This window comes from Kribbella sp. NPDC049584, from assembly GCF_040675555.1.
GTDB lineage: Bacteria > Actinomycetota > Actinomycetes > Propionibacteriales > Kribbellaceae > Kribbella.
In genome coordinates this window covers 107,455-133,548 of the sequence record NZ_JBFAPF010000012.1, presented here as the reverse complement: position 1 = coordinate 133,548, position 26,094 = coordinate 107,455, and the positions used below count along the sequence as shown (strand labels likewise).

Here is a 26,094-nt window from a genome sequence, read left to right as displayed (position 1 = left end):
CCAATGCAAGACGATTCGCGCCTACTCAAGGTGGAGGAAGTAGCCGAGCACCTGAACGTTTCCCGGTGGACCGTCTACCGGCTGATCAAGGAACGTGAGCTGACCAGCGTCAAGGTCCGCAACGGTCGACGGGTTCCTATGCAGTCCATTCGGGCGTACGTCGCCGGCCTCATTGAGGACGCCGCCTGATGACGACACTCGCATTCGCGGAGCCCGATGAACCCGAGAAGCCTCGGAAGTCCAAGGCCGCCCAGCCGAAGACCGCAAAGGCGCAAGCCGGGAAGCGCAACGTCAATGGCGAGGGCAACATCCGGGAGAGGTCGGACGGGCGCTGGGAGGGTCGGGCGTACGTCATCACGACTGACGGGCGGGAGGTCCGCCGTAGCGTCTACGGCAAGTCCTGGGAGGACGTGCACGAGAAGCTGACCAAAATGCAGGCGGACACCATGTCCGGCAAGCGGGTGGCGTCGAGTTCGCAGACAGTCGGTGAGTACCTGGAGTACTGGCTCCAGGAGCACGCTCGTCACCGGGTCCGGGACACGACGTACGCAAGCTATCGGTGGCTGGTCGAGAAGTACCTCGTACCGCTGTTCGGCAAAAAGAAGCTGACCGCGTTGCGTCCGGCTGACATTCGGCGCGGCTTCTTCCAGCTCAAGCAGACGTGCCAGTGCTGCGCGAAGGGCAAGGACCAGGCCCGCGAGGACCGGGCCAAGAAGCTCCGCGCCGCGCGCGCCGGCAAGGCTCCAAGGAAGAACGCTCGGCCGATCGAGGGGGCACGCTGCTGCGCCAAGACTCCGCGTGAGTGCTGCCGGGACGTGGTGTCGGACGGCACGGTGCGCTACCTACACCGAGTGCTGCGCGCTGCGCTTCAGGACGCGGTCACCGAGGACGAGATCCTGACCGAGAACGTCGCGAAGAAGCTGCGAATGGATCACAAGTACAGGCCGGCCTTCAAGGCGTGGAAGGCGGACGACGCAACGAAGTTCCTCGGGGCGATTCGGGATGACCGGCTATACGCGCTGTACGCCGTCGCTCTCTCCCTGGGTCTCCGGCGCGGCGAGGCACTGGGCCTGAGGTGGTGGGACGTCGACCTGATCAACGGCGTGATTCGGGTCGAGCACGGCTTGCACCGCGTCGACGGCGAGCTACAACTCGGGTTGGTGAAGACGGATGGGTCCCTTCGGGAGATCCCGGTCCCGAAGTCGTTGCTCCCTGTCCTTGACGCGCATCGGAAGGCGCAAGAAGCCGAGCGCGCCGGCCACCTCGCCGAGCTGGCCGCACCCGACAAGAAGAAGGAGTGCGCTGCAGCCATCGAGGCGTGGGACAAGGGGTTCGTGTTCACGACCATGCTGGGTACGCCGATCGAGCCGCGGAATGTGAACCGGCACTTCGACGCCCTGTGCGCCAAGTCCGGCGTACGGCGGATCCGGTTCCACGACCTGCGGCACTCGTGTGCGTCGTTGCTGTGGAGTCAGGGTGTCCCTCTTGAGCAGATCCAGGACATTCTTGGGCACGCTGACCCCCGCACTACGAAGGTGATCTACGTCGACGTGGCCGAGGAGTTGCAGCGGGAGGCCGTGGACAAGCTCGGGTTTCTGTTCGAGGAGCGCGGAGAGTGACGTTGGGGTCAATCGTGGGGGTCAAGAGGGCGGCGAGCATGACAGCCGCCCTCTCTGCCGTTGCCCCCGGACACACAAAAGCCCAGGTCAGAGAGTGTCTGCCTGGGCTTCTACGTGGCGCGCTCGGAGGGATTCGAACCCCCAACCTTCTGATCCGTAGTCAGATGCTCTATCCGTTGAGCTACGAGCGCTGGACAACGTCGAGTAACGATACATGGAGGGGGCGGGTGTAGGCCAATCGGCTCTGGAGGGCGGCGCGGTGTGGGGTGCGGAGGGGGTTGGGAGCCCTACGATCCGCGCATGGGTATCGAGGATTTGCTGGGCGGGCGGGATCTCGGGGACGTCAAGAAGGCGGTCGGGTTCGTGATGGAGAACTCGGACGACTTCCAGAAGGTGCTGGAGCTCGTGCGGGGGTTGCCGGACGGGGCGGTCGGACTCATCGGGCAGTTGCCGGAGTTGCTGAAGACCATCGGGACCGGGCTGGCTGAGGCTGGTGAGCAGGCGGCGAAGGCTGCTGGGGCGCTGGTTGGGGATGACGGTGAAGGTGGCGCGCGGAAGGCGCTGACCGGGAGCGCCGGCACGATGAACGCGGCCAAGGACCGGCTGAAGGACGCTGCCGGGATGTTGTCAGGCCTGGCTGGTGAGCTGGACAAGATCCCTGGGATCGGCGACGCCGCGGCCAAGAAGCTGAACGACGGGAGCGGCCAGATCGGCGGGGTCGCGACCGAGGTCGGGAGCCTGGCCGGCAACCTGCAGGACCTGTCGGACATCCTCGCCACGGTCGGCGACGCCCTGAAGGGCCTGGGCACGAAGCTCACCGAGTCCGGCGGGTCGGTCAAGACGCTGTTGAGTTAGGCCGGGCGTAGGCCGGGCGCGCGTGAAGTTCCCGTACGCCGAGGCCGCGGCGGGCGGATCCCGCCGTCAGGCAGGCGCTACCTCGCACCGCACCCGGAGACCTGCCGTGTCAGGTCCCGCCAGGACATGCTTGGGCGATCCAGCCGCGGCGTAGTCAGGTGCCGTTGGCAACCATGCGCAGGTCGGCGGCGACCAAACCGCCAGCCCGCACCCGTCAGCGCCAGGTCACCAATCAGCCGCAGACTTACCACGCTGTAGTCGGCGCGGCGGCAGCGCACGCGTGGAAACACCCACCACCTGCCAACTCACCCACCGGCCGCACACCCACCACGCTGCAGTCGACGCGGCGGCAGCCGCACACCGCGTGCGGTAGCGCGCAAGACACCCCTCGGGCGCGCGGGAGCGGGCGCGGGAGCACGGCGACGAAGGAGCCGCGCGTAGCGGGCGCGGGAGCGGGCGCGGGAGCACGGCGACGAAGGAGCCGCGCGTAGCGCACGCGTGGGGAGGCATCACCACCTCCACCTCACCCACCAGCAACAGACCCACCAGGCTGTAGCCGACGCGGCGGCAGCCGCACACCGCGCGGCAGCGCGCAACACACCTCGGGCGGGCGGGAGCGGGCGCGGGAGCACGGCGACGAAGGAGTCGCGCGTAGCGCACGCGTGGGGAAGCATCACCACCTCCACCTCACCCACCAGCAACAGACCCACCACGCCGTAGTCGACGCGGCGGCAGCCGCAGACCGCGCGGCAGCGCGCAACACACCTCGGGCGGGTGGGAGCGGGCGCGGGAGCACGGCGACGAAGGAGTCGCGCGTAGCGCCCGCGTGGGGAGGCATCACCACCTCCAGTGCGCCCATCAGCAACAGACGAAGGAGTCGCGCGTCGGGGAACATCACTTTGTGCGCGGGAACCGGTTGGGGGGTGGTTCCCGTCTAAGGGGGGTTGGCTGGGGCGTTGGGGAGGACCTTCGCGTGGTTAAGGTCGCGGGTATGGGTAGTCGGCTGGTGCGGGGTGCTGCGATCGGGTGTGGGGTGGCGGCGATCGCGGGGGGCGGGATCGGGTGGGCGGTCGGGGAGCCGGTGACGCCTGCGGACATCGTCGCGGCGCGGACGATGCCGGCGGACTTGTGTGCGCGGATCGGGGACGTCTCGAGCCTGTTGCCTAAGGCATCGAGTGGGCCGGTGACGATGACGCAGGTCGGGAGTACGACGATCACTTGCGAGGCTGGCAGCTCCCGGGCGAAGGTGCGTGCGTACACGGCGGCGAGCGTGAAGGTCACCATCACGCCGTACGGCGGACAGGATGCCGGTGCCGGGAACAAGCCGTTCACGCCGACGCAGACCGCGAAGAAGGTCTTCACCCGATCGCCGATGAAGACGCTCGACGAGGACCGGCCGTACCCGACCAAGATCAGCCGGACCGCGAGCGGCATGGCCGGCGAATCGTGGGCCGTACGCGCCCTCGTGCAGCGCGCGGACATCGTCGTACAGGTTGACTACACAGCCAATCCGGTGGAAGCGGACGTCGCACAGAAGGCGGCGCTGGCGTTGGCGGATCGCGCTATCTGGGAGAGCAAGTGAGTACGCCGGAGATCCCGGGCTACCAGCTGGATCAACGACTGCTCCAGCACCCGCTCGCCGAGTTGTGGCACGGCCGCACGTTCACCGGGATGGAGATCGTCGCGCTCGTGCTGAGCGAGGACGGCGCGCGCGACGCCACGGTCGTGGAGCGACTGACCCGGGCGAGCCGCGACGCCGCGCTCGTGCCGGGCCAGCAGGAGGCCCCGCTCTGGGCGGCCAACTTCAGCTCGAGCCGCCCGTACGCGATCACCCAGCTGATCCCCGGGCAGACCGGCGCGGAGCGGTTGATCGACCCGCTCGACGGAATCATCGGCAACGACGACGTGTCCTTGCAGGCGGTCCGCGAGCAACTCAGCGGGTACGGCGCCATGCCGCCGGACCTCCCGCAAGCAGACAACATCCCGTCGTACGTCGACCGCCCGGAGCAACGGCAACCGCAGACGCAGGCCGAGATCGAGCAGTCGAAGATCGACATCGCCCGCCAGTACAGCCGCAAGATCGGCTCCTGGATCTACGCCGTCGTGGCAATCGTCGTCCTAATCGTTTTCAGCATCACGTACTCGATCGGCTCCGCAATCGGCAGCGCTGTGAAGAAGGACGACCCGGTCGAGGTCGCGGCACCTGCAGTCAGCCCGGAGGCGTTCCCGGCCAAGGTCCTGATCCCGCCGATCACCATCGTGACGACAGCGCCGTACAAACGCCCCGACGGATCGGCCGGCGTCTTCGGCGCGACATACCAGGCCGGTGCGGATCTCCAGATCATCACCACAGCCGAACTGCCGTTCGCGCTCGGCTGGCCGCGGCCGCCGCAGGTGATGCGGCTGGGTGAGTCCTCGCAGCTGATCCTGCGGAAGGTCGTGACCGCGTCCGAGTACGACCCGAAGAACGGCCTGAAGAACTCGTTCCAGGCACAGCTCGCGCTGCACCCGTGCGTGAGTCTGGCGCAGTGCCTGGCCGACCGGCCGTCGTTCGACCAGCTGTGGACGAAGATCTACAAGACGACCGCGCCGGCGACCGCAAAGGACGCGCGGACCTGGCTGACGGTATCGACGAAGGCGCCGTACACGATCACGATGACGCACGCGTTCCTGAGCGGCGGGCAGTGGTGGCTGGTCGGCGCGATGGTCTACGGACAGGCGGCCGAGGCGCCGGACGTCCAGCGGGTCGTCAACGACATCTGGCGGCAGACCAGTTGATCGACCGCAAAATCTTCTGAACGGCCCGCGCGAACAGCGCGGGCCGTTCTCATTTTCACAAGGCCCGCCGGAAAGCGATTGTCGCGAAAACTTTGTGACCGGGTTCACGTTCTGGCGGTTCACAGCCCCCGGGTCGTTCGCGTACCGTAGTACCACTTGCACACTGGTATACGTCCACTGGACGCACTGGTATGCGAGCGAGTACACCGCCAGCCAGCTGCATCGAACCGCCGGAGACCCCGGCGGCCGGACGCCGTACCCGCCTCTCAGCGTCGAGGGGCCGGACGTCGCCGGGCCCGACAGCCGAGAGGGAATGAGCCGCGAATGACGACAACCGCCAGCCCGACCCATACCGAGACCGCCACCTCAGCAGCCACCAAGGACCCCCTCCCCGGCGAAGCCCCGACGCAGTACGACCTGACCGCGGCCCCGACGCAGCACGCCGGCCTGCTGAACTGGGTGGCCGAGGTCGCCGAGCTCACGCAGCCCGACCGGATCCACTGGGTCGACGGGTCGGACGCGGAGTACGCCACCCTGACCAACGAGCTCATCGCGGCCGGCACCATGGTCCGGCTGAACGAGGAGAAGAAGCCGAACTCGTTCTGGGTCCGCACGGATCCGAGTGACGTGGCGCGGGTCGAGCAGCGCACGTTCATCTGCTCCGCCGAGGAGAAGGACGCCGGTCCGACCAACAACTGGATGGACCCGGCGCAGATGAAGTCGCTGATGACGGAGCTGTACCGCGGTTCGATGCGCGGCCGGACGATGTACGTCGTCCCGTTCTGCATGGGCCCGCTGACGGCGGAGAAACCGATGTTCGGTGTCGAGATCACCGACTCGGCGTACGTCGTCGCGTCGATGCGGATCATGTGCCGCACCGGCGCCGAGGTCCTGGACAAGCTGGGCGAGGACTCGCCGTACGTTCCCTGCCTGCACTCGGTCGGCGCACCGCTCGAGCCGGGCCAGAAGGACGTGCCGTGGCCGTGCAACGACGAGAAGTACATCGTCCAGTTCCCCGAGGAGCGGGCGATCTGGTCCTACGGCTCCGGGTACGGCGGCAACTCGCTGCTCGGCAAGAAGTGCTACTCGCTGCGGATCGCCTCTGCGATGGCCCGCGACGAAGGCTGGCTGGCCGAGCACATGCTGATCCTCAAGCTGATCTCGCCGGAGAAGAAGGTCCACTACGTCGCGGCCGCGTTCCCGAGCGCCTGCGGCAAGACCAACCTGGCGATGCTCGACCCGACCCTGGAGGGCTGGGAGGTCGAGACGCTCGGCGACGACATCGCCTGGATGCGGTTCGGCAAGGACGGCCGGCTGTACGCCGTGAACCCGGAGTTCGGCCTGTTCGGTGTTGCCCCCGGCACCGGCTGGAAGACGAACCCGAACGCGATGCGCACGATCGAGAAGGGCAACTCGGTCTTCACCAACGTCGCGCTCACCGACGACGGTGACGTGTGGTGGGAGGGCTACTCGCCGACCCCGCCGGACCACCTGACCGACTGGAAGGGCCGCGAGTGGACGCCGGACAACGGCGAGCTCTCGAGCCACCCGAACAGCCGGTTCTGCACGCCGATCAAGCAGTGCCCGATCATCGCCGACGAGTACGACGACCCGAACGGCGTGCCGATCTCCGCGATCATCTTCGGCGGCCGTCGCGCCACCACGGTCCCGCTGGTGACCGAGTCGCGTGACTGGGCGCACGGGGTGTTCATGGGCGCGACGCTGTCGTCCGAGACCACCGCGGCCGCGGTCGGCCAGGTCGGCGTCGTACGTCGCGACCCGATGGCGATGCTGCCGTTCCTCGGGTACGACGCCGGGCAGTACTTCGACCACTGGCTGACCGTCGGCAAGCAGCACGACGCGGCGCAGCTGCCGAAGATCTTCTACGTGAACTGGTTCCGCAAGGACGACGCGGGCAAGTTCGTCTGGCCGGGTTTCGGTGAGAACAGCCGCGTGCTGAAGTGGGTCATCGACCGGATCGAGGGTCAGGCCGACGCGGTCGAGACCCCGATCGGCCGGGTGCCGGCTGCCGACGCACTCGACGTCGCCGGGCTGGACCTGACCCCGCAGGACCTCGAGATCGCGCTCGACGTCGACGTCGAGGAGTGGAAGGCCGAGATCCCGCTGATCGAGGAGTGGTTCGCCAAGCTCGGCGACACCGTGCCGACTGAGCTCAAGGTCGAGCTCGACAACCTGAAGGCCCGGCTGGGCTGACTTGGTCCTGTCCGGTGATCCAGCGCCGTAGCGAGGAGGTGCTCGGTGCGGTGCATCGGCGCGCGGGGGCGAAGGGGTCGATGCGGAGCATCGTTCCCTTTGCACCCGTGCGGCGAGGTGCCGTGCCGAGTGCCCCGCAGTAGGCGATGGATCACCGGACAGGGCCTGACTCCGGCCGCCGAATCGGAAGCCGGCGGCCGGACCGACAGCGCGGTGCCTTGGCTTATCCGCCGGGGCGCCGCGCTGTACTTTCTGCCAGCACCCGCTGGACCTCGTCGTCGCTCACCGACGAGAAGTCCCGGTAGGCCTGGCCGACCGCGTTGAAGTACCGCGGGATCCACGCGCACACCACCTGATCGGCGATCCGCGCCAGCCGTCGGCAGCTCTCCACACCACCCACCGGCACGGCGACGATCACGCGCGCCGGCCGCTGCCGTCGTACCGCTTCGACCGCTGCTCGCATCGTCGAGCCGGTGGCCAGTCCGTCGTCGACGAGGATCACCACCCGATCGCGGACGTCGATCGGCGGCCGATCCCCGCGGTACGCCGATTCGCGCCGGCGTAGCTCGAGCATCTCGCGCTGCCGTACCTCCTCCATCGCGGCCGCGTCGACGTCCCGCGCGATCTGTTCGTTGCGCACGACATGCAGTTCCTCGCCGACGCCTGCGATCGCACCCATCGCCAGCTCGGGCTGCCCCGGGTACCCCAGCTTGCGCACGATCAACACGTCGAGCTCCGCACCGAGGGCGTCCGCGACCGGCGCCGCGATGGGTACGCCGCCGCGTGCGAGCCCGAGCACCAGGACCGAACCGGCGACCTGGCCGAGCTCGTCGGCGAGCGCCTCGCCCGCAGCCGCCCGATCGAAATACGGCCTCCTCATCCCGCCATGATCCAACTACGTTGACCCCATGCGAATCCCTGAGACCGCGCGAGCCGGAGGAGTAGCACCATGGGCATGAAAATCGGTGTGATGCTCCCCCTCGGCGCAGGAGATGGCCCCGGCGGCGGTATGCCCGGATGGAAGGACGTCCGGGCAGTTGCCGAGGCGGCGGAACAGGGCGGACTGGACTCGGTCTGGATCGCCGACCACTTCCTCTACCGCGACCCCGAAGGCCAGATCTACGGCATGCACGAGTCGTGGACCCTGCTGACCGCGGTCGCAGCCGTCACCTCCCGGGTAGAACTCGGAAACATGGTCCTCTGCGCCTCGTTCCGAGACCCCGGCCTCACCGCCAAAATGGCCGCAACCCTCGACGAGGTATCCGCCGGAAGACTCATCCTCGGCCTAGGCGCAGGCTGGCACGACCCCGAATACGAAGCATTCGGCCTACCCACCGACCACCGCGTAGGCCGCTTCGAGGAATGGCTGGAAATCGTCGCGAGAATGATCCGCGGCGAAACAGTCACCTATGAAGGCACCTATTACAAGGTGAAGGAAGCAAACCTAGACCCAGCCCCACCCCACCGCATCCCGCTTCTCATCGCCGGCCACCGACCCCGCATGATGCGCGTGATCGCGCAGTGGGCCGACATGTACAACACCGCCTGGTACGGCACCCCCAACGAGAAGCTCGAAGAACGCCTGGAAACCCTCCGCCAAGCAACAGAAGCAGCAGGCAAACCAGCAAACTCAGTAACCGCCACAGTCGGCATCATCGTCCGCGACCCAGACCAACAAATAGCGGAACCAAGCCCCAACGCAATCCCGGTAAAAGCCCTACCAGAAGCAATCACAGCCTACGAAAAGCTAGGCGTAGAACACCTGATCATCTCCCCAGAACCAATGACCCCACAAACAGTCGAGCAAATCGCACAAGCAAAGGCCCCTTAACAACAAACCCAGCCACGCAAGACCCCGAGGGCCCCAGCCCGGTGAACGCAATCCGGGGGTCCGGGGGGCGGAGCCCCTCCGGGCGGGGTCCGGGGGTCGCACCCCCGGTGAAATGCCGAAGCTCCCCTGGTCTGCGCTTTCTGCAGACAGGGGAGCCCCAGGAGCGGAGGCGGCGGGATTTGAACCCGCGAGAGGGGATTACCCTCAACCCGCTTAGCAGGCGGGCGCCATCGACCGGACTAGGCGACGCCTCCTCCGACGATCCCCACGCGGGGGACACGACGACGGCCAAGACTATCCGCTCGACCGGCTCGGCGGCAAAGCGGGTGGGTCGACACTCTCGGTGGTGGGGGCAGCACGTTGGGGCAGTAGCCCGAGGCCCCTGTACTGTGGCGACATCGACGGGGGTCGCCAGCATCACGCGTCAACCAACTCGGTGTGGTAGGCGTCTGAAGTACCGTGGGCCGCTGCGTGCGGCCGACGGAGGGGTCGCCACGTCGTCGATCAGGGAACGGAGCCATGTCGCGGAGTACTCGCGCAGCCGGTCGCAGGGCAGCGCCTCGTGCCAGCCGGTCCCGGGCCCGTTCGCATCGGGCCAGGACGGCCTCGAAGGCGATCGGACTCACCCTGCTCAGCGCACTGGTGCCGGGCTCCGGCCTGTTGATGGGCGGCCGGAAGAAGCTCGGCGCTTTCGTGCTGACGATCAGCGTCGGACTGCTGCTGATCGCGGCGTACGTCGGTCTCACGCAGCGCGACTCGGTTCTCGCGCTCGCGGTGTCGCCCCGGCAGTTGCTGGTCGCCACCGGCGCCGTCGTACTGCTCGGGGTGCTCTGGATCTGGGTCGTGGTCGCGTCCCACAAGCTGCTCCGCCCGGTCAGCATGACCTACACGAGCCGGCTGGCCGGCTCGATGTTCGTCGGGCTGCTGTGCTTCGGGATCGCCGTACCGACGACGGTCGCCGCACAGACCGTGATGGCGCAGCGCGACCTGGTCGGCAGCGTGTTCCAGTCCGAGGGCAACTCCAAGAGCGCGACCCGGCCGAAGGTGACCAACGCGAGCGACCCGTGGGCGAAGACGCCGCGGCTGAACCTGCTGCTGCTCGGCGCCGACGACGGCGTGGGCCGGACCGGTGTCCGCACCGACACCGTGATCGTGGCGAGTATCGACACCAAGACCGGTAACACCGCGCTGATCTCGCTCAGCCGGAACTGGATGCGGATGCCGTTCCCGGAGGACTCGCCGCTGCACAAGATCTACCCGGACGGCTACTGGGACCCGAGCAAGGGAAACGTCGAGCAGCCGGAGTTCTACCTGGACTCGATGTACGACAACATCCCGAAGCAGCACCCCGGCGTCCTTGGCCAGACCGACAACGAGGGCGCGGACGCGGTGAAGCTCGCGGCCAGCGCCGCGCTCGGGCTGGACATCGACTACTACATGCAGGTCAACCTGGCCGGTTTCCGGCAGATCATCGACGCGGTCGGCGGCATCACGGTGAACGTGAACTACCGGGTCCCGATCGGTGGCGACTACGGCGAGGGACCGGGGACGAACGGTCACCACCTGCCGTCCGGATACATCGAGCCGGGTCCTAACCAGAAGCTCGACGGCTACCACGCCCTGTGGTTCGCCCGCGGCCGGTACGGTCTCAGCGACCCGTCGCGGCAGGAGCGGCAGCGCTGCACGATCCACGCGCTGGTGAACACGGTCAACCCGGCGACCCTGGTGACGAAGTACCAGGAGATCGCCTCGGCCGGCAAGCAGCTGCTGCGCACCGACATCCCGCAGGAGATCCTGGGGGCGTTCATCCAGCTCGGGCTGAAGGTGAAGAGCGCCAAGGTCACCAACATCGACCTGGACAAGGACAAGAACTTCCCGACCGGCAAGAACCCGAACTACGCGGCGATGCGGGAGATCATCCAGAAGGCGCTCAGCGCGCAGACCAACCCGGTCGCGTCGACGCCGACGGTGAAGCCGACCAAGAAGCCGACCTCCGGGACGAGCTCGAAGAAGCCGACCCCGTCGAAGACCACGGCCACCCCCGGCGCCGCGCAGAACCTGAACGACGCGTGCGCCTACAACCCGAGCCAGACCGGAAACTGAGACAAATTCGTTTGGTTGAACCCGAGCGGCGGAATCATGACAACTCACTGAAGCTGAGTCACACCTGGGGGTGACTGTGAGGCGTTCGCTGGCGGTTGTGGTCGGAGCTGCGGTTCTGGTCTGTGCGGGCTGCAGCAGTGAGCCGGACGAGGGCGCCGCGCCTCCACCACGCGGTACGACGAAGACGAGCGCACCGCCGGCGTCGACTGCGCCCAAGCCCAAGCCCGCTCCGAGTGCGGTCGCGCTTTCGGTGCCGATGTACCAGCGGGCGCTGACGAATGTCGAGAAGGTGCTCAAGCCGTCGGTCGCGCGGGTGATGAACGCGCAGACGATCGCGGCCTTCGACGCGTCCCGGGCCCAGCTCGCGAAGGCCGTCGTCATCGAACGCGGCGAGCTGGCGAAGATCACTCCGCCGAAGGGCCTGGTGACGGCGCATCCCGCCGTACTCGATGCCTTCGACGCGTACGCCGGGAACGTGAGCACGGAGCTGACCCGGGCCGGCGGCACGAAGACCGGCTGCGGGTTCCCGAAGTCCCTGGAGGTCCGGCTGTACGAGGCGAAGAGCGGACTGCGGTTCGCGTACTCCAAGCTCGCGCAGAGCGTGCAGAAGTCGATCGGCAGGGGCGTGAAGTTCGGCGCGCTGTCGGTGCCGCCGAAGCTGGCGCAGCCGGCCGTGATCGCGGGCCGGGGCGAGAATGGCGACGTGTTCCAGCGGTCCGGTTCGCGCGGCTCGGGCACGCTCGAGATCAAGAACGCCGGCGACGACGTGGTGATTGTGATCGCGGGCAGCAACCCGCGCCAGCCGCAGGCGTCGATCTACGTCCGGGCGAACAAGACCGCGACACTGAACGGGATCCGCAGCCAGGACTACTGGGTCTACTTCAAGTCCGGGACGAACTGGGACGCGAAGAACCACCGGTTCACCGAGAACTGCTCGTACCAGAAGTTCGACGACATCTTCGACGGGTCGTACAACTGGACGATCAGCCTGGCCAAGACCCCGGTCGGCAACGCGTCGTCCTCGGAGACGGAATCCTTCTGACGTGATCAGCCCGGGCGGATGAGATCCTGTGTCGATGCGCACGACGTACCGGATGCGGTCGGGACGGTTCCTCGGGATCCTGGCCGCCGGGCTGATCATTCTCGGGGTGGCCGCAGTGCTGTGGGCACTGGGGCTGCCGTCCGTCGCGATCTCGGTGTTTGTTTCGCTCGGCGGACTGATCACGCTGGCCGGCCTGTGGATCCTGGCCCGGCCGCCGAAGGTCGCGCGGCTGCGGGACTCCGACATCGAGGTGCGCGGCGTACGGACGCCCTGGACCGACATCACCGAGGTCGGCCGGGTCGAGACCACGCACGGCGAGGCGATCGTGCTGCGCACCAAGCAGCCCGACCACCCGATCCTGCTGCCGCTGTCCTGGCTCGCGCCGAAGCAGGTCCCGTCGCTGGAGACCACGCTGCGCGACAAGCTGAACGCGGCCCACGGGTACACGATCTGGGACGGCACTGTCCCGGAGGAGACCGGCAGCGCAGAATGATCCGGTGCTTTCCTTCGAACTGTCGTACGACGAGCTACTGACCTACCAGGGTACGAACCCGCGGCCCGCGGACTTCGACGAGTTCTGGGACAAGGCGCTGTTGTCCCTGGACGAGATCCCTGCCGACGCGGAGTTCGTGGACGCGACCGATTTCCCGCTGACCACAGCGACCGCGCAGCACCTGTACTTCACCGGGACCGGCGGGTATCGGGTGCACGCGAAGGTGCTGCGGCCTGCTGAGCCGACCGGTCCGGCGGTGCTGCTCTTCCACGGGTACGGCGGTGAGCAGCCGAAGTGGGTCGAGCTTCTGCCGTACGCGGCTCGCGGGTTCACAGTCGCGGCGCTCGACGTACGGGAGCAGGTCGGCTTCCGGACTCCGTCGCAGGAGGGCAACAGTTTCTCGCTGCAGCATCATCTGGTGCACGGGCTGGACGCCGGGCCGGACGGGTTGCTGTACAAGCACATCTTCCTCGACACGCGGCGGCTGGCCGATGTGATCGGTGGATTGCCCGAGGTGGATGCCTCGCGGATCGCGACCACCGGTTGGAGTCAAGGTGGTGGGTTGTCGTTGGTGGCGGCAGCGCTGACGCCGTCGATCAAGTACACGGCGAGCGTGTACCCGTTCCTGTGCGACTACCAGCGGACGTGGGATCTGAACCTGGAGACCGGGCCGTACGACGAGATCGTCACGTGGTTCCGCAAGCGCGACCCCAGGCATCTGCGTCAGGACGAGGTGTTCACGACGCTTGGCTACATCGACGTACAGAACCTAGCCCCGCGGATCCAGGCCGAGGTGACCCTCTTCGTCGGCCTCGAGGACCAGGTCTGCCCGCCGTCGACCCAGTTCGCCGTCTACAACAAGCTCGAGACGGTCAAGGAAACCCGCCTCTATCCCGACTTCGGCCACGACGACCTCCCCGGCGCCCACGACGACATCTACCAACTCATCGGCACCAAGCTCTAGGAGTAGATGTCAAGTTTGATCCTTGGGTCGTCGAGGTTGGTGACGGCCTGGATGAGGGTGCCGGCTTGTGGGTGGTTGCGGTCGATCAGCATCACCACGCGGTTGATGTAGTGGTCGACGCCGCCGCCGATGCCCGTGGCGCCCGCCCAGGTGATCTGATGCGGAAAGAGTCGGTCGGCCAGCTCGCTGAGCTCGTCGGCGGAGTACTGGACCTGGACGAACAGGACGCGCAACCACGTCGGACTCGTCACCAGCAGCAGGAGGCGAGCCTGTTGGAGGGCGTCCTCGGTGGTCATCTGCACCGTCAGCGTCGCGGTCTCGGAGTCCCACAGCATGCCGCCGTCGTATGCCGCCAGGGGCGCCAGGAGGCCGCGAATCCGATCCATTTCTTCGGTGGCCAGCGCCTCCCCCGTGATGTCCAACGGCAACCACTCACTTGCCTCTGGATCGTGCCCCCACTTCTTGTCCACAACCACAGGCTAAGCAGCGACTACAGCAGGAACCAGTAGTTCACTGTCGGACCTTGGGTGGCCAGGCCGCCGCCGACCGAGTCGTACAGCGCGCGGGCCGGGGTGTTGTCCGCGCCGGTGGTGAGGAACATCTTCGTGGCGCCATCCGCCTGACCGGCGGTCATGAAGGTGGTGAGGAGAGCGCGACCGATTCCTTCGCCTCGGTGGGGCTCACGGACCTCCAGTTGGTGGAGGTAAAGCATCGAGGAGCCTTCGGGACGGGGTAGGCGGTAACCCCAGCACCAGCCGGTGAGCTCGTCACCTTTGGTTGCTACGAAGGACAGCGTGCCCGGTGAATCCAGAAAGGACAGGTCGGCGTCGCGGTTCATGAAGGTGTGGACGGTGCGGGTCAGGAGTTTTGCGTCGGGGGTGAGGATCTCAGGCATAGGGGCGGGTCCAGAGGATTGAGTAGCGGTAGAGGAGGTGGCGGCGGTAGGTCGCTCCGGGGAGAAGTTCGGCGGCCAGCGCCTGCATGTCCGGGTAGGTGACGGGTGGTGGCCACACGATGGGTGATGGGTGTTGCCAGTGGCCCTTAACGACGCGGTGCGCGGCGCCTACGGCGGCAGCGGTCAGGAGGTACGGCGCGTCGCGCGGCATCGTGGGACGGGCCAGACCGACGACCGCCAGCACGCCGCCCGGTCGCACCAGCGAGCGCATGCGCAGCAGACCTGCCCGGGCGTCGACGTGGTGCAAGGTGGCGACCGAGGCGACGACGTCGTACGCCGGTTCGAGCGGGTACTCCAGGAAGTCGCCGCAGATGTAGGAGATGTCGTCGTCGTACGAGCCGGCCTCCGACAGGCTCGGCGCGTCCAGGTCGATGCCGGTGACGTGCGGTACGACGGCGCGGAGCTTGCGGGCGAGCATGCCCTCGCCGCAGCCGATGTCCAGCGCAGATGTGGCGCCGGGCGGGACGGCACGCAGAATGCGTGAGTGGTAGTGGATGTTGTGGTTCCACCGCTGGCTCATCCGCCCATCCTCGCCGAAAGCGGGGCCTACGATCGTGGGGGGAGGGTGATGGTGCGGATCCAACTGCTCGGTGGTTTCGCTGTCGATCGCGGGGGGCGATCCGTCGATCCGACGGTGTGGCGGCTGCGCAAGGCACGGACGCTGGTCAAGCTGCTCGCGTTGACGCGCGATCAGCGGCTGCATCGCGACGTACTGCTCGAGGCGCTCTGGCCGGACCGGCCGTCGACGTCTGCGGTCAACAACCTCCATCAAGCCCTGCATGTCGGACGGAGGGCGCTCGCGGGTGACGAGCCGAGCAACGGCCTGCTGGAGCTGCGCGACGACTTCGTCGTACTGCTCGCGGACGGGCTCGTCGACGTCGACGTACGGACGTTCGAACGGCTGGCCGCGCTGGGTCGAACTAGTGGTGATCTGGCCGACCTCCGGGCCGCAGTGGCCGCATACGCAGGCGATCTGCTGCCGGAGGACAGGTTCGAGGACTGGGCCGTCCGGCCGCGCGAGGAGCTCCGCGCGACCTTCGGCAACCTTCTGGTCGACTTCGCGGACGCAGCCGCGGCGGATGGACATGAGGCCGAGGCGCTCGACGCCCTGACGCGCGCACTCGCCATCGATCCGCTGCACGAACACGGCGTCCGCAGCCTGATGCGACGGCTCGCGGCCACGGGCCGTTCGTCGGAAGCGTTGGCGCAGTACGAACGCCTGAGAAGCGACCTGCGGACGGCGTACGGCACCGATCCCGACCCGGATACCCAACGCGTGTACCAAGAACTGCTGACCGGCACCGGCACCGGCACCGTCACCGTCGACAAGCAGCCGAGGCACAACCTCGCGCCGGCGTTGACGAGTTTCGTCGGCCGTGAGCGCGAGATCGCGGACGTCCATCGCCTGATGGAGCAGGGCCGCCTGGTCACCCTTACCGGCGTCGGCGGTGCCGGCAAGACCCGCTTGGCGGAGGAGGCCGCACGCCGACTCGTCGACTCGTACGCCGATGGCGTGTGGATCGCCGACCTCGTACCGGTGGCCGATCCGCACCTCGTAGCCGACAGCGTCGCGGCCGCACTGGGCCTCGAGCCTGCAGCCGGCTCGGACTCGACACGCACCCTGATCACCCGCCTGGCGCCGCGCAATCTCCTGCTGGTGCTCGACAACTGCGAGCATCTCCTCGCCGCCTGCGCCGGTCTAGCAAGCGCAGTACGACGGAGCTGCCCCGGCGTCAGCCTGCTCGCGACCAGCCGCGAACCCCTGCACGCTCCGGGCGAGGTGACGTTCCGCGTACCGTCTCTCGAGCTGCCCGAGCCAACGGATGCACTGGACCGGCTCCGCACGCTCTCGTCGGTAAGGCTGTTCGTGGACCGAGCCCAGGACGTCCGGCCCGGCTTCGTCCTCGACGCCACCAACGCCGCCGCCGTCGTAGAGATCTGTCGCTGCCTCGACGGCATTCCGCTCGCCCTGGAGCTGGCCGCCGCGCGTGCCTCTCACCTGGAGGCTGCAGAGATCGCCGCACGTCTGGGCGAAGCACTCTCCTTGCTCGGCCGTCCCGGTGAGGTCACCCGCCACGCGACGCTGCGAGCGACCCTCGAGTGGAGTCATGCCTTGCTGTCGGACGACGAGCAGGTCCTGCTGCGCAGGCTCGCGGTCTTCGCCGGCAGTTTCTCGCTCCGGTCCGCCGAGCAGGTGTGCGCCGACGAACGCCTGCCCAGCTCAGATGTTCTGGACATCCTCGGTCGTCTGGTCGACAAGTCGCTGCTCTTGGTCGACCACGACGGGCAGCGTTCCCGCTACAGACTCCTGGAGACCATTCGCCAGTTCGCGCGTGAGCGTCTCGTCGCGGCGCACGAGGCCGCACCGATGGAGGCGGCGCACTGCAGACACTTCCTGGAGTTGGCGGCCGACGAGGATCCCGAGCGGGCCGGCGTCGTCGTCGAACGTCCTCAGTTGCTCGACGCCGACCACGACAACCTCCGCGCCGCACTCACCTGGGCGCTCCGCCACGATCACGAGCGGGCCTTGCTGCTCGGGCTCAGCCTCTCGCCGTACTGGTTGGCGCGAGGGCACTTCTCCGAAGGTGCGGGCTGGCTCGAGCGCGTTCTCGACGTCGCCGTCGAACCGTCGCGCGAGCGGGCCCGTGCCATCTTCGCGCTGTCGATCCTGCTCGCCCGGAGCGGGCTGGCCGACCGGCTCCCCCGACTCGGCGACGAGGCAGTCGCGGTTGCCTATCAGTCCGGAGACCAGGTCGACCTGGTCTCCACCCGGATACTGCGCGGCACGCTGCTGCTCGGGAGCGGCGATCTCGACGAGATCGAGCAGACCGGGCTGGACTCGCTCGCGGCGGCCGACTCCCTCGGAGTGGAGCCCCTCGCCGCGGCCGCACAAAGCCTGGTCGCGATGGCGGCCCTGTTCCGCGAGGACGCCGAACTCGCGCAGGAACGCTTCGAAGAATGCCTCCGCCGGCTCGGGCAGATCGATCCGAACACGCCCCGGTTCTTCCCCGCCGTCACGATGTGCCTGCCGCTGGTACCGATCGACGGCTGGTGGGTCCCTGTGTTCGAGGAGACCTTCCTGATCGGTCGACGGGTCGGCGCCGTCCAAGGCGCCGGCTACGCGCTGTCCGGCCTGGCCGACGCCCACCGCCTGACGAGAACCCTCGACGCCGCACAGGACGCCGTACGGCGGTCCGTGGACACCTTCACCGGGATCGACGACGCGTCCGGGCTCGGCCATGCCCTCAACCATCTCGGCTGCATCGAACGCGACCAGGGACTGTTCGGTCTGGCCGAGAAGCACCTGCGCGAGGCGCTCCGGATCCGGGAGCAGCTGGGAGATCGCCGCGGCGAGAGCCTGACGCTCGCCAATCTCGGTCTGCTCGCGGCGGCGGCCGGCGATCCCGGGACAGGGCGACGGCTCACGCGCGCGGCCCTCGATCGCGGCGAGGCGGTTGACGATGCGCCCGCAGCAGGCGGCGCGCTGCTGAATCTGGCAGTCGTCGAGTTGTACGCCGGCGAGCGTCGTACCGCACGGATCCTGACCGAACAGGCGGTCGAAGCCTTTCACCCGCAGGGCTATCTGCGACTCGAGGCATGGACCCGGCTGCTCGCCGCCGAGCTCGCCGTCGAGGACGGTGACACTGAGGTGGTCGCCAGGCACGGTCCGGCGGCGTTGGAGATCTTCACCCGCCTGGGTTGCGGCATCGGCACGCCGCGCGCCGCGCTGCTCATGGGCCGCTAAGTCACGCTAAGCGATTGCGAAGAAGTCCTTCCTAATGTCGTTGTCAGGCCAGGAAACGTCCTGGCTGGAACGAATCGGGAGTGGAAATGACAACGACGCAAGCGCGGCAGGACACGCTCGGGGAGGCCACCCTCGGTGAACTTGCCGAAGGACTTCGTGGCGAGCTGATCCGCCCGGCCGACCCGTCGTACGACGATGCGCGGTCGATCTGGAACGCAGCGCACGACAAGCGGCCGGCGCTGATCGTCCGGTGCAAGGGGGTGGCCGACGTCATCCGGGCCGTGGAGTTCGCCCGGAGCGAGGGGTTGACGTTGGCCGTCCGGGGCGGCGGTCACAGCATCCCCGGTTTCTCGACCACCGACGGCGGCATCGTGATCGACCTGTCGCCGATGAACTCGGTCCGGATCGATCCCGATCGACGGCAGATCGTGGCGCAGGGCGGTTGCACGTGGGGAGACGTGGACGCCGAAGCGCAGGCCTTCGGGCTGGCCGTCACCGGCGGTCTGGTGTCGTCGACCGGCGTCGCCGGCTTCACACTCGGCGGCGGGATCGGCTGGCTCGTCCGTAAGGCAGGCCTGGCCTGCGACAACCTCATCGGGGCCGACATCGTCACCGCGGACGGTCAGTACCTGCACACGAGTGAGACCGAGAACCCCGAGCTGCTCTGGGCATTGCGGGGCGGCGGCGGCAACTTCGGTGTCGTCACGTCCTTCGAGTTCAAGGCCTACGAGGTCGGTCCGACGGTCTTCGCGGGACTCGTCTTCTACCCGGGCGATCGTGCTGCCGACGTACTGCGTGGCTTCGGTACCGCGGCTGCCTCGGCGCCGGACGACCTGTCGCTGGCGATCAACCTCACCACCGCACCGCCGTTGCCGTTCCTGCCGGAAGAGGTTCACGGCAAGCCGATCGTCGCCGTACTGGGAATGTGGTCCGGGCAGCCGGACGCGGGCGACGCCGCGACCCGGCCGTTCCGCGAACTCGCACCGGTCGTCGCCGATCTGTTCGGACCGATGCCGTACAACGCGATGCAGACGCTGCTCGATCCGCTGTTCCCACGCGGTCTGCGGAACTACTTCCGTTCAGCGTTCTTCGCCGACCTCGGTCCGACGACCGTCGACGCGCTCGTCGCGGCGCACGCCGCAGTACCGAACGGCCTGTCGGAGCTCCACGTCCACCACCTCGGTGGTGCCATGGGTCGGGTGCCGGCCGACGCGACTGCGTTCGGCACCCGCGACCGCGAGTACATCCTCAACGTCGTCGCCCGCAGCGAGGACGCGGCCGGGTACGACGCGGCCGTCGAGTGGGCCCGCTCGGCCGGGAGTTCGCTCGGGCCGAGCGCGGCGTCGTACGTGAACTTCACCGGTGAGACCAACGAGGACATCGTCCGGGCGTCCTACCCGGCGGCGACCTACGAACGGCTCGTGAGGGTCAAGAACACCTACGACCCGACGAACCTGTTCCACCTCAACCAGAACATCCGGCCGGCTAGCGCCTAGTGTCCTGGATGGCAGCGTCGATGGCGGCGATCAGCACGTCGCCGTCATCGGCCTTCCAGGTGTGCGCTTGCGGGCAGGTCCACTGATCCGGGTCGGCCGGTACGACGCAACCGAACAGGCGGACCTTGCCCGCGGCCGCCGCCTCCCGGGCGACGCGGGTCGGGAGGCCGTACAGAATCGGCACTCCTCGCTCCCCACAAACCGGGCACTCCGGCGCCTTGGCCATACGCCCAGCGTACGCGGCCGGGCTCACGCGAGATCTGACACCAGCACCTGCTGGATCTTCGTCAGGGCCTTGATCAGGTGGGCGCGTTCGGCCTGAGTGAGGGTCGCGGTGATCCGGTCCTCGAGGGCCTGCCGTTCGGCCTCGATCGGCTCCTGCAAGGCCCGACCGGCCGGGGTCAGCCAGAGGCGGACCAGACGGTTGTCGTGTGGGTCCGGTCGGCGTTCGAGCAGGCCCGAGTCCGCGAGACGGGTGGCGAGTTTGGTGACGGCGGGTGTGGTCACGTTGACCGCGGCGGCGATCTCGCCCGGCGTACGACCGTCCTGGGCCCACAACGCCGCGAGTAGATGATCCTGCCCGAGCCGCAGCCCATGGCATTGTACGGCGGCGTCCGCCGCGGCGCGCAGCAGCTTGGACGTCTTGCTGTGCAACTCGAGGAACTCGGGCATCGACGCACTCCTTGACGATCAGATCGTTTACCGGTTAACGTTCTTCAAGAATCGTTAACCGGTAAAGGAGTCTGCCATGCTACTCATCACCGGCGCCACCGGGCACATCGGTCGCGGGCTCGTCGACGAGCTCAATGCTCGCGGCGCCGACTTCCGCGCCCTGGTCCGCAGCGCGCGCCCGGATCTACCTGCCGAGCAACAGATCGGCGATCTCGGCGGACCGCTCGACCTGCGCGGCGTCGACAAGGTGTTCCTGCTCGTCCCCGGCACAGGCCTCGACCACACCGTGAACGTCGTCGGCGCAGCCCGCGAGGCCGGCGTACGGCAGCTCGTCTACCTCTCGTCGTACGCCGTGCTCGGCGATCCGACCCCCGCCATGGGCCACTGGCATCACGAGCGCGAGCAGCTCATCCGCAACTCGGGGATCCCGGCAACCTTCCTCCGACCGACCGGCTTCATGACGAACGCGGTGGACTGGCTGCCGACGATCCGCACCGGCGGCTACGTACTCGACCCGATCGGCCCGGGCCGCTCCGCGCCGATCGATCCGGCGGACATCGCGGCTGTCGCGGCGACCGTTCTCACCGAGGAAGGGCACGAGAAGCAGGAGTACACACTGACCGGGCCCGAAGCGTTCACGCTCGCCGAGCAGGTCGCGATCCTCGGAGACGCGATCGGCCGCTCGCTCGACGTACGCCCGATCGAGACCCCCGAAGAGGCCGTCCGCTTCCGCTACCCCGACGGCGCGCCGCCGGACCTGGCGGCCGCGATCGTCGAGGGGCTCAAGCTGATGCGCGCCGACACGATCGGCCTACGCACAGACGCCGTACGCCGCCTCACCAGGCGCGAACCACGAACGTTCGCGGCCTGGTGCGGCGACAATGTGCGGTTGTTCAAGTAGCTCCGCAGTACCGGCCTGGTGAGGCATGGTCAGTACTGCGCAGCCGCCTAGTTGGCTTCCTTGGTTGCCCAGTAGTGCCATTGCGGAGAAGCGACTGGGGAGCGGGCCAGCCCGTCCGGCCAGGTAGCCGGGAGGTCATGACTCCGCGCCGCGTAGAGGATCACCTCCGATGCGGTGCGGTCGCCGCGGACGGCGACACGTGCGGCGGTCTCGGCACGCATGTCGGCGAGGTAGTGGATCGCGGGCAGGAACTCGGCGCTCAGCCGTGGACTGAGCCGGCCGACGGGTTCGTCGTCGAGCCGGATCTCGACCACGATCCGGTGCCGGTCCTGGATACCGTCCTCCTCCTCGACCGCGTGCATGGTGGCGTACACCCAGCACTCGCCTTCCGCCCGGAAGAACGGCGCCAGTACGTCGGGATGCACCTCGCTGCCCGGTACGACGATGCCGCTGCCGGGCGGTAGCAGGTGAAAACTGCCTGGCGGGGGCAGGTTCACCGGCACGAGCATGTGCGGCTGCCCTAGGGCGACCGCGACACTGGCGTGGAACTCGGTGCCCTGGGCGCCCTTGCCGTCCCAGTCCGCCGGCTCCCACTCGCTGACCCACAGGTGACACGGGACCTGCGGTTGCAGGCCTTGGGCCACCAGTTCTGACAGCACCGGGTGGTACCGGTGCGCGTCGTCCCTCGGCAGATAGCCGACAACCTTGCCCTGCACCCGGACGGCGATCGACCGCGGGTCGAAACGGTTGTGCGGTTCCGGGACGAGGTCCGCCTCGGTGTCCAGATCTGCGCCACGCGCTGGGATGGGATCGGGAAACAGGCTACGGATCGCCTGCTCGTGCGGAGCCTCCCGCACGACCTCCTGACCACACCACAGGGCGTCTCCCCACAGACTGAACGGAATCAGTTCCATTCTTGCCCTCCAGTCCTCACTGACCGGCTTTACTCGGCTCATCTGTTCCAGGGGCCTGGTCGTTACACCGAGTGAGCGTATGAAAACTAGACTGCCCAGTGAAGAGCCGTTTCACGCATGGTGCAAGAGTCTGATGCGCAAAGGGTATGCGCCGGTCCGGACTGTGGACGCGGATCGTCTTGTGCAGCGAGCGAATCGGCGAAGATCGTGCACATGCACGGGAAGGAACGCCATGCAGGGCAGTAGTTCAGTCGCTCGATCGACCGCCGTTGACGCGGCAGCGATCGAGGCGGCGGTGGACCGTTTGGACGGTGTCGCCGTGCGCACACCGTTGCAACGCAACCTCCGCCTGTCGGAGCGCACCGGCGCGCAGGTCTGGCTGAAGCGGGAGGACCTGCAGATCGGCCGTTCCTACAAGCTGCGCGGCGCGTACAACCTGATCGCCCAACTCGACGACACCGCGAAGGCGGCCGGCGTGGTCTGCGCGAGCGCTGGCAACCATGGCCAGGGGCTGGCGTATTCGTGCCACATCCTCGGTGTCCAGGGCAAAGTGTTCGTACCGCGGACGACGCCGCGGCAGAAGCGGGACCGGATCGCGGCCCTCGGCGGCAAGCAGATCAAGGTCATCGTCACCGGCGACACGTACGACGACGCGGCGGCCGCCGCTCTCGCCGAAGGTCAGGCGACCGGGGCAACGATGGTGCCGGCGTTCGACGATCCGCGAACCGTTGCAGGGCAGGGGACCGTGGCCGTCGAGCTGGTCGATCAGCTCGGCCACGCTCCCGACGTACTCGTGGTTCCGGTCGGTGGTGGCGGTCTGGTCGCAGGGGTTGCAACGTGGATCGCGGAGCGACATCCCGGCGTACGTATCGTCGGGGTCGAGCCGGCGGGCGCGGCGAGCATGGCGGCGGCCTTCGAGGCCGGCGAACCGGTGGCGCTGCCGCATCTCGACAGCTTCGTCGACGGCGCCGCCGTACGCCGGGTCGGTGACGTGACCCTGCCGTTGGTGCGACAGGCCGGGGTGGAGCTCATGTCGGTCCCCGAGGGACTGGTGTGCTCGGAGATGCTCGAGCTGTACCAGGCCGACGGCTTGATCGCCGAGCCCGCGGGCGCTTTGTCGACAAGTGCCTTCGGCAACGGCCTCGACGTACGGCCCGGTGAGACCGTCGTCTGCCTGCTCTCCGGCGGCAACAACGACGTCAGCCGGTACGGTGAGATCCTCGAACGCTCGCTGGTGCACGAGGGCCTGAAGCACTACTTCCTGGTGACGTTCCCGCAGGAGCCCGGCGCCCTGCGCACGTTCCTCGACGGCGCGCTCGGTCCGGACGACGACATCACGCTGTTCGAGTACGTGAAGCGCAACAACCGCGAGACCGGTGTCGCGCTGGTCGGCATCGAGATCAGCAACCGCGACGACCTCCCCGGGCTCCTGGCCCGGATGGAGGCCGCTCCCCTCGATATCGAACGGATCAACCCGAACTCCCCCGAATTCAGGTACTTGATCTAATGCTTGGTGTGTTTCGAACGTCGTGGGTCGCGCGGGTGACTGCCGTCGTCGGAGCCCTCGGGCCAGAGGTTCTGGGTCCGGTGATGGCGCCCGTGCGACTCGCTGCGTTCGGTCTCGTTGGCTGACGGCGGTCCGTCGGTCGACGGCGGCCGCGCCTCGGCCCGGCGTTTGGATGTCTTCGACACCGCCCCGGCGATCAGGCCAACCACGATCACCAGCGCGGCGACTGCGACGACGATCCAGACGATGGTCATTCCGCTCATCGCTCCTCCTCAGCTCGATGATCAGAACGACCCGGTACCCGGGCCGGGCGCGGCTTAACGCCGTATCTCAGACCAGGCCGCGGCGGGCTGCCCAGACGATCGCCTCGATCGCGGTGCTGAAGCCGAGGCGGTCGCAGACCAAGCGGGTACGGCGGCGAACGGTCCGCTCGGACAGGTCGAGCCGGCGCGCGACCGCGTCGACCGGCAGTCCGGTGGCGAGCAGACGGAGAAGTTGCAGATCATCGTGGCTGATCTCACGCGGCGGCACCCGTCGCGCGAGCGGTCGGAGTTCTTGGGGGAGGACGGTCATACAGATCACCTGGTTCCGAACATCCGGGACTCGGCGGCGTCCCAGTCGGCCGGTTTGCCCTGCGGGGTGTAGGTCCGCAGGCGATGGGTGGAGCGGACCAGCGCGCGCATGGCGGCCAGGTCCGGCAGAGGCTCGCCCAGCGCGCGAGCTTGGACAAGTACGTTGCCGAGCGCGGATGCCTCGACCGGGCCGGCCAGGACAGGCAGTCCGCACGCGTCGGCGGTCAATTGGCAGAGCAGTTCGTTCTGGGAGCCGCCACCGATGACATGCAGTACGTCGACCTCGCGGCCGGCGATCGACTGCGCCGCTCGCAAGGTACGCCGGTAGGCCAGCGCGAGGCTCTCCAGGATGCAGCGCACCGTCGCACCCCTGCTCCGCGGCGGCTCCTGGCCGGTCGCGCGACAGTGCTCCTCGATCCTCTTCGGCATGTTGCCCGGGGCAAGGAATTCTTGCGCGTCCGGATCTATGAGGGTGGTGAACGGCGGGGATGTGCCAGCTTCCCGCAGGAGCCCGTCCAGGTCGTCGTCGCCCCAGACCCGCTGGCATTCCTGGAGGATCCACAGGCCCATGACGTTCCGCAGGAACCGGATCCGCCCGTCGACCCCACCTTCGTTGGTGAAGTTGGCCTCGCGCGCCGCATCGGTCAGGACGGGCCCGTCCAGCTCGAGCCCGACGAGCGACCAGGTCCCGGACGAGATGTAGGCGAACCGCTCATCCGCAGCAGGCACCGCGACCACAGACGAAGCCGTGTCGTGCGACCCCACCGCAATCACCGGGATCCCTGGCGCCAGGCCGGTCTCGTCGGGCAGCGCATTGCCAATCACATCCCCCGGCTCGCGCAGCTGGGGAAACACCCGGCGCGGAAGACCGACCCGCGAGATCAGCTCGTCGCTCCAGTCCCGCGAACGGACGTCGAAGAGCTGCGTGGTCGAGGCGTTGGTCCGTTCCACCCCGATCTCCCCGGTCAGCCAATACCCGAGCAGGTCGGGAATCATCAGCAGACTCGTTGCGCCCTCGAGCGCCTCGGTAGTCAGCTGGTAGATCGTGTTGAAGGGCAGTTGCTGGAGACCGGTCACGGCGTACAGATCCGCGGCCGGCACCTTCTCCAGTACACGCTCCATCACGCCGTCGGTGCGCGAATCGCGGTAGTGGACCGGGTTGCGGAGCAGGCGGCCGTCGGCGTCGAGCAGTCCGTAGTCGACCGCCCACGAGTCGATCCCGATCCCGTCGAGTGCGCCCGCCGTACGCAGGCCGTCCAGTGTCGAGCGGTACAGCTGCAGGATGTCCCAGTGCAGCCGGCCGTGGACCCGCACCGGCCCGTTCCAGAACCGGTGCACCTCGCGCAGCTCGAGGACGTGCGCGCCGACCTCGCCGAGCATCACCCGACCGCTCGATGCCCCCAGATCCACCGCCGCGACACGCTTCATGGCAG

At 68.0% G+C, this 26,094-nt stretch carries 25 protein-coding genes and 2 tRNA genes; 15 read left to right on the top strand and 12 right to left on the bottom strand.

All coding sequences use genetic code 11. The annotated features are described in order from the left end of the window. Positions 1–3 precede the first annotated feature (3 nt). Both AB0J62_RS33220 and AB0J62_RS33215 read left to right on the top strand, forming a co-directional pair. Positions 4–189, top strand: a complete 186-nt coding sequence (locus AB0J62_RS33220; RefSeq protein ID WP_350279697.1) for a helix-turn-helix domain-containing protein — start codon at positions 4–6, stop codon at positions 187–189. Continuing rightward, positions 189–1,619 carry a site-specific integrase gene (locus AB0J62_RS33215; protein ID WP_363879675.1) on the top strand — a complete coding sequence of 477 codons (1,431 nt, stop codon included), beginning with the start codon at positions 189–191 and terminating at the stop codon, positions 1,617–1,619. The genes AB0J62_RS33220 and AB0J62_RS33215 overlap by 1 nt, the downstream gene beginning before the upstream one ends. Before the next feature lie 115 nt (positions 1,620–1,734). Here the strand turns inward: AB0J62_RS33215 and AB0J62_RS33210 are convergent. After that, a tRNA-Arg gene (locus AB0J62_RS33210) sits at positions 1,735–1,810 on the bottom strand. Positions 1,811–1,919: 109 nt separating this feature from the next. On the opposite strand from AB0J62_RS33210, the gene AB0J62_RS33205 reads away from it, so the two are divergent. The 4 genes from AB0J62_RS33205 to AB0J62_RS33190 all read left to right on the top strand — a co-directional run bounded on the left by AB0J62_RS33205 (position 1,920) and on the right by AB0J62_RS33190 (position 7,466). Beyond that, positions 1,920–2,474: a hypothetical protein gene (locus AB0J62_RS33205; RefSeq protein ID WP_363879672.1), complete on the top strand. Its 555-nt coding sequence runs from the start codon at positions 1,920–1,922 to the stop codon at positions 2,472–2,474. A 991-nt stretch (positions 2,475–3,465) separates the two neighbouring features. Continuing rightward, positions 3,466–4,056 (top strand): hypothetical protein, encoded by a 591-nt coding sequence (locus AB0J62_RS33200; protein WP_363879669.1) that lies wholly within the window; start codon positions 3,466–3,468, stop codon positions 4,054–4,056. Beyond that, positions 4,053–5,252 (top strand): hypothetical protein, encoded by a 1,200-nt coding sequence (locus AB0J62_RS33195; protein WP_363879666.1) that lies wholly within the window; start codon positions 4,053–4,055, stop codon positions 5,250–5,252. Before AB0J62_RS33200 ends, AB0J62_RS33195 begins: the two co-directional genes overlap by 4 nt. Before the next feature lie 324 nt (positions 5,253–5,576). Continuing rightward, positions 5,577–7,466 (top strand): phosphoenolpyruvate carboxykinase (GTP), encoded by a 1,890-nt coding sequence (locus AB0J62_RS33190; RefSeq protein WP_363879663.1) that lies wholly within the window; start codon positions 5,577–5,579, stop codon positions 7,464–7,466. 223 nt (positions 7,467–7,689) lie between these two features. Here the strand turns inward: AB0J62_RS33190 and AB0J62_RS33185 are convergent, their stop codons facing one another. Next, positions 7,690–8,346 carry a phosphoribosyltransferase family protein gene (locus AB0J62_RS33185; RefSeq protein WP_363879660.1) on the bottom strand — a complete coding sequence of 219 codons (657 nt, stop codon included), beginning with the start codon at positions 8,344–8,346 and terminating at the stop codon, positions 7,690–7,692. 69 nt (positions 8,347–8,415) lie between these two features. On the opposite strand from AB0J62_RS33185, the gene AB0J62_RS33180 reads away from it, so the two are divergent. Continuing rightward, positions 8,416–9,297: an LLM class flavin-dependent oxidoreductase gene (locus AB0J62_RS33180; RefSeq protein ID WP_363879657.1), complete on the top strand. Its 882-nt coding sequence runs from the start codon at positions 8,416–8,418 to the stop codon at positions 9,295–9,297. A 164-nt stretch (positions 9,298–9,461) separates the two neighbouring features. Here the strand turns inward: AB0J62_RS33180 and AB0J62_RS33175 are convergent. Then, positions 9,462–9,551, bottom strand: a tRNA-Ser gene (locus tag AB0J62_RS33175). Between the two features lie 265 nt (positions 9,552–9,816). Between AB0J62_RS33175 and AB0J62_RS33170 the strand changes: the two genes are divergently transcribed. The 4 genes from AB0J62_RS33170 (at position 9,817) to AB0J62_RS33155 (ending at position 13,899) form a co-directional block, all read left to right on the top strand. Further along, complete coding sequence (locus AB0J62_RS33170) at positions 9,817–11,400, top strand: LCP family protein (protein WP_363879654.1); 1,584 nt, start codon at positions 9,817–9,819, stop codon at positions 11,398–11,400. 76 nt (positions 11,401–11,476) lie between these two features. Next, positions 11,477–12,442 (top strand): hypothetical protein, encoded by a 966-nt coding sequence (locus AB0J62_RS33165; protein ID WP_363879651.1) that lies wholly within the window; start codon positions 11,477–11,479, stop codon positions 12,440–12,442. A gap of 34 nt (positions 12,443–12,476) precedes the next feature. Then, positions 12,477–12,935, top strand: coding sequence for a hypothetical protein (locus AB0J62_RS33160; RefSeq protein WP_363879648.1), 459 nt, complete (start codon positions 12,477–12,479; stop codon positions 12,933–12,935). 4 nt (positions 12,936–12,939) lie between these two features. Beyond that, positions 12,940–13,899 (top strand): alpha/beta fold hydrolase, encoded by a 960-nt coding sequence (locus AB0J62_RS33155; RefSeq protein ID WP_363879645.1) that lies wholly within the window; start codon positions 12,940–12,942, stop codon positions 13,897–13,899. On the opposite strand, the gene AB0J62_RS33150 is transcribed toward AB0J62_RS33155, so the two are convergent. From AB0J62_RS33150 to AB0J62_RS33140, 3 genes are read right to left on the bottom strand one after another with little or no spacing between them, the layout of a single operon-like run. Then, on the bottom strand, positions 13,896–14,369 hold the full coding sequence (locus tag AB0J62_RS33150) for a hypothetical protein (RefSeq protein WP_363879642.1): 474 nt from the start codon (positions 14,367–14,369) through the stop codon (positions 13,896–13,898). The genes AB0J62_RS33155 and AB0J62_RS33150 overlap by 4 nt on opposite strands. A 20-nt stretch (positions 14,370–14,389) precedes the next feature. After that, on the bottom strand, positions 14,390–14,794 hold the full coding sequence (locus AB0J62_RS33145; RefSeq protein WP_363879639.1) for a GNAT family N-acetyltransferase: 405 nt from the start codon (positions 14,792–14,794) through the stop codon (positions 14,390–14,392). Continuing rightward, positions 14,787–15,374, bottom strand: coding sequence for a class I SAM-dependent methyltransferase (locus AB0J62_RS33140; protein ID WP_363879636.1), 588 nt, complete (start codon positions 15,372–15,374; stop codon positions 14,787–14,789). Before AB0J62_RS33140 ends, AB0J62_RS33145 begins: the two co-directional genes overlap by 8 nt. 48 nt (positions 15,375–15,422) lie before the next feature. Here AB0J62_RS33140 and AB0J62_RS33135 point away from each other — a divergent pair, with 48 nt between their 5' ends. Together AB0J62_RS33135 and AB0J62_RS33130 are read left to right on the top strand one after the other, a co-directional pair. Next, positions 15,423–18,599: a BTAD domain-containing putative transcriptional regulator gene (locus AB0J62_RS33135; RefSeq protein ID WP_363879633.1), complete on the top strand. Its 3,177-nt coding sequence runs from the start codon at positions 15,423–15,425 to the stop codon at positions 18,597–18,599. A gap of 86 nt (positions 18,600–18,685) precedes the next feature. Then, a complete protein-coding gene (locus AB0J62_RS33130) occupies positions 18,686–20,095 on the top strand; it encodes an FAD-binding oxidoreductase (RefSeq protein ID WP_363879630.1) in 1,410 nt (469 codons plus the stop codon). Here AB0J62_RS33130 and AB0J62_RS33125 read toward each other — a convergent pair. After that, a complete protein-coding gene (locus AB0J62_RS33125; RefSeq protein WP_363879627.1) occupies positions 20,085–20,279 on the bottom strand; it encodes a hypothetical protein in 195 nt (64 codons plus the stop codon). The genes AB0J62_RS33130 and AB0J62_RS33125 overlap by 11 nt on opposite strands. 65 nt (positions 20,280–20,344) lie before the next feature. Then, positions 20,345–20,767, bottom strand: coding sequence for a MarR family transcriptional regulator (locus tag AB0J62_RS33120; RefSeq protein ID WP_363879624.1), 423 nt, complete (start codon positions 20,765–20,767; stop codon positions 20,345–20,347). 76 nt (positions 20,768–20,843) lie between these two features. Here AB0J62_RS33120 and AB0J62_RS33115 point away from each other — a divergent pair, with 76 nt between their 5' ends. Continuing rightward, positions 20,844–21,668, top strand: a complete 825-nt coding sequence (locus tag AB0J62_RS33115) for an NAD(P)H-binding protein (protein ID WP_363879621.1) — start codon at positions 20,844–20,846, stop codon at positions 21,666–21,668. Positions 21,669–21,715: 47 nt separating this feature from the next. Here the strand turns inward: AB0J62_RS33115 and AB0J62_RS33110 are convergent, their stop codons facing one another. Further along, positions 21,716–22,582, bottom strand: coding sequence for an HIRAN domain-containing protein (locus AB0J62_RS33110; protein WP_130445689.1), 867 nt, complete (start codon positions 22,580–22,582; stop codon positions 21,716–21,718). 232 nt (positions 22,583–22,814) lie between these two features. Here AB0J62_RS33110 and ilvA point away from each other — a divergent pair, with 232 nt between their 5' ends. After that, entirely contained in the window at positions 22,815–24,089 is a 1,275-nt protein-coding gene (gene ilvA, locus AB0J62_RS33105; RefSeq protein ID WP_363879616.1) for a threonine ammonia-lyase IlvA, read from the top strand. Here the strand turns inward: ilvA and AB0J62_RS33100 are convergent. From AB0J62_RS33100 to AB0J62_RS33090, 3 genes are all read right to left on the bottom strand, one after another. Next, a complete protein-coding gene (locus tag AB0J62_RS33100; RefSeq protein WP_363879613.1) occupies positions 24,086–24,352 on the bottom strand; it encodes a hypothetical protein in 267 nt (88 codons plus the stop codon). The genes ilvA and AB0J62_RS33100 overlap by 4 nt on opposite strands. Before the next feature lie 67 nt (positions 24,353–24,419). Continuing rightward, entirely contained in the window at positions 24,420–24,662 is a 243-nt protein-coding gene (locus tag AB0J62_RS33095) for a helix-turn-helix domain-containing protein (protein WP_360369602.1), read from the bottom strand. Positions 24,663–24,667: 5 nt separating this feature from the next. Continuing rightward, positions 24,668–26,089, bottom strand: coding sequence for a rhamnulokinase family protein (locus tag AB0J62_RS33090; RefSeq protein WP_363879608.1), 1,422 nt, complete (start codon positions 26,087–26,089; stop codon positions 24,668–24,670). Positions 26,090–26,094: the final 5 nt, after the last annotated feature.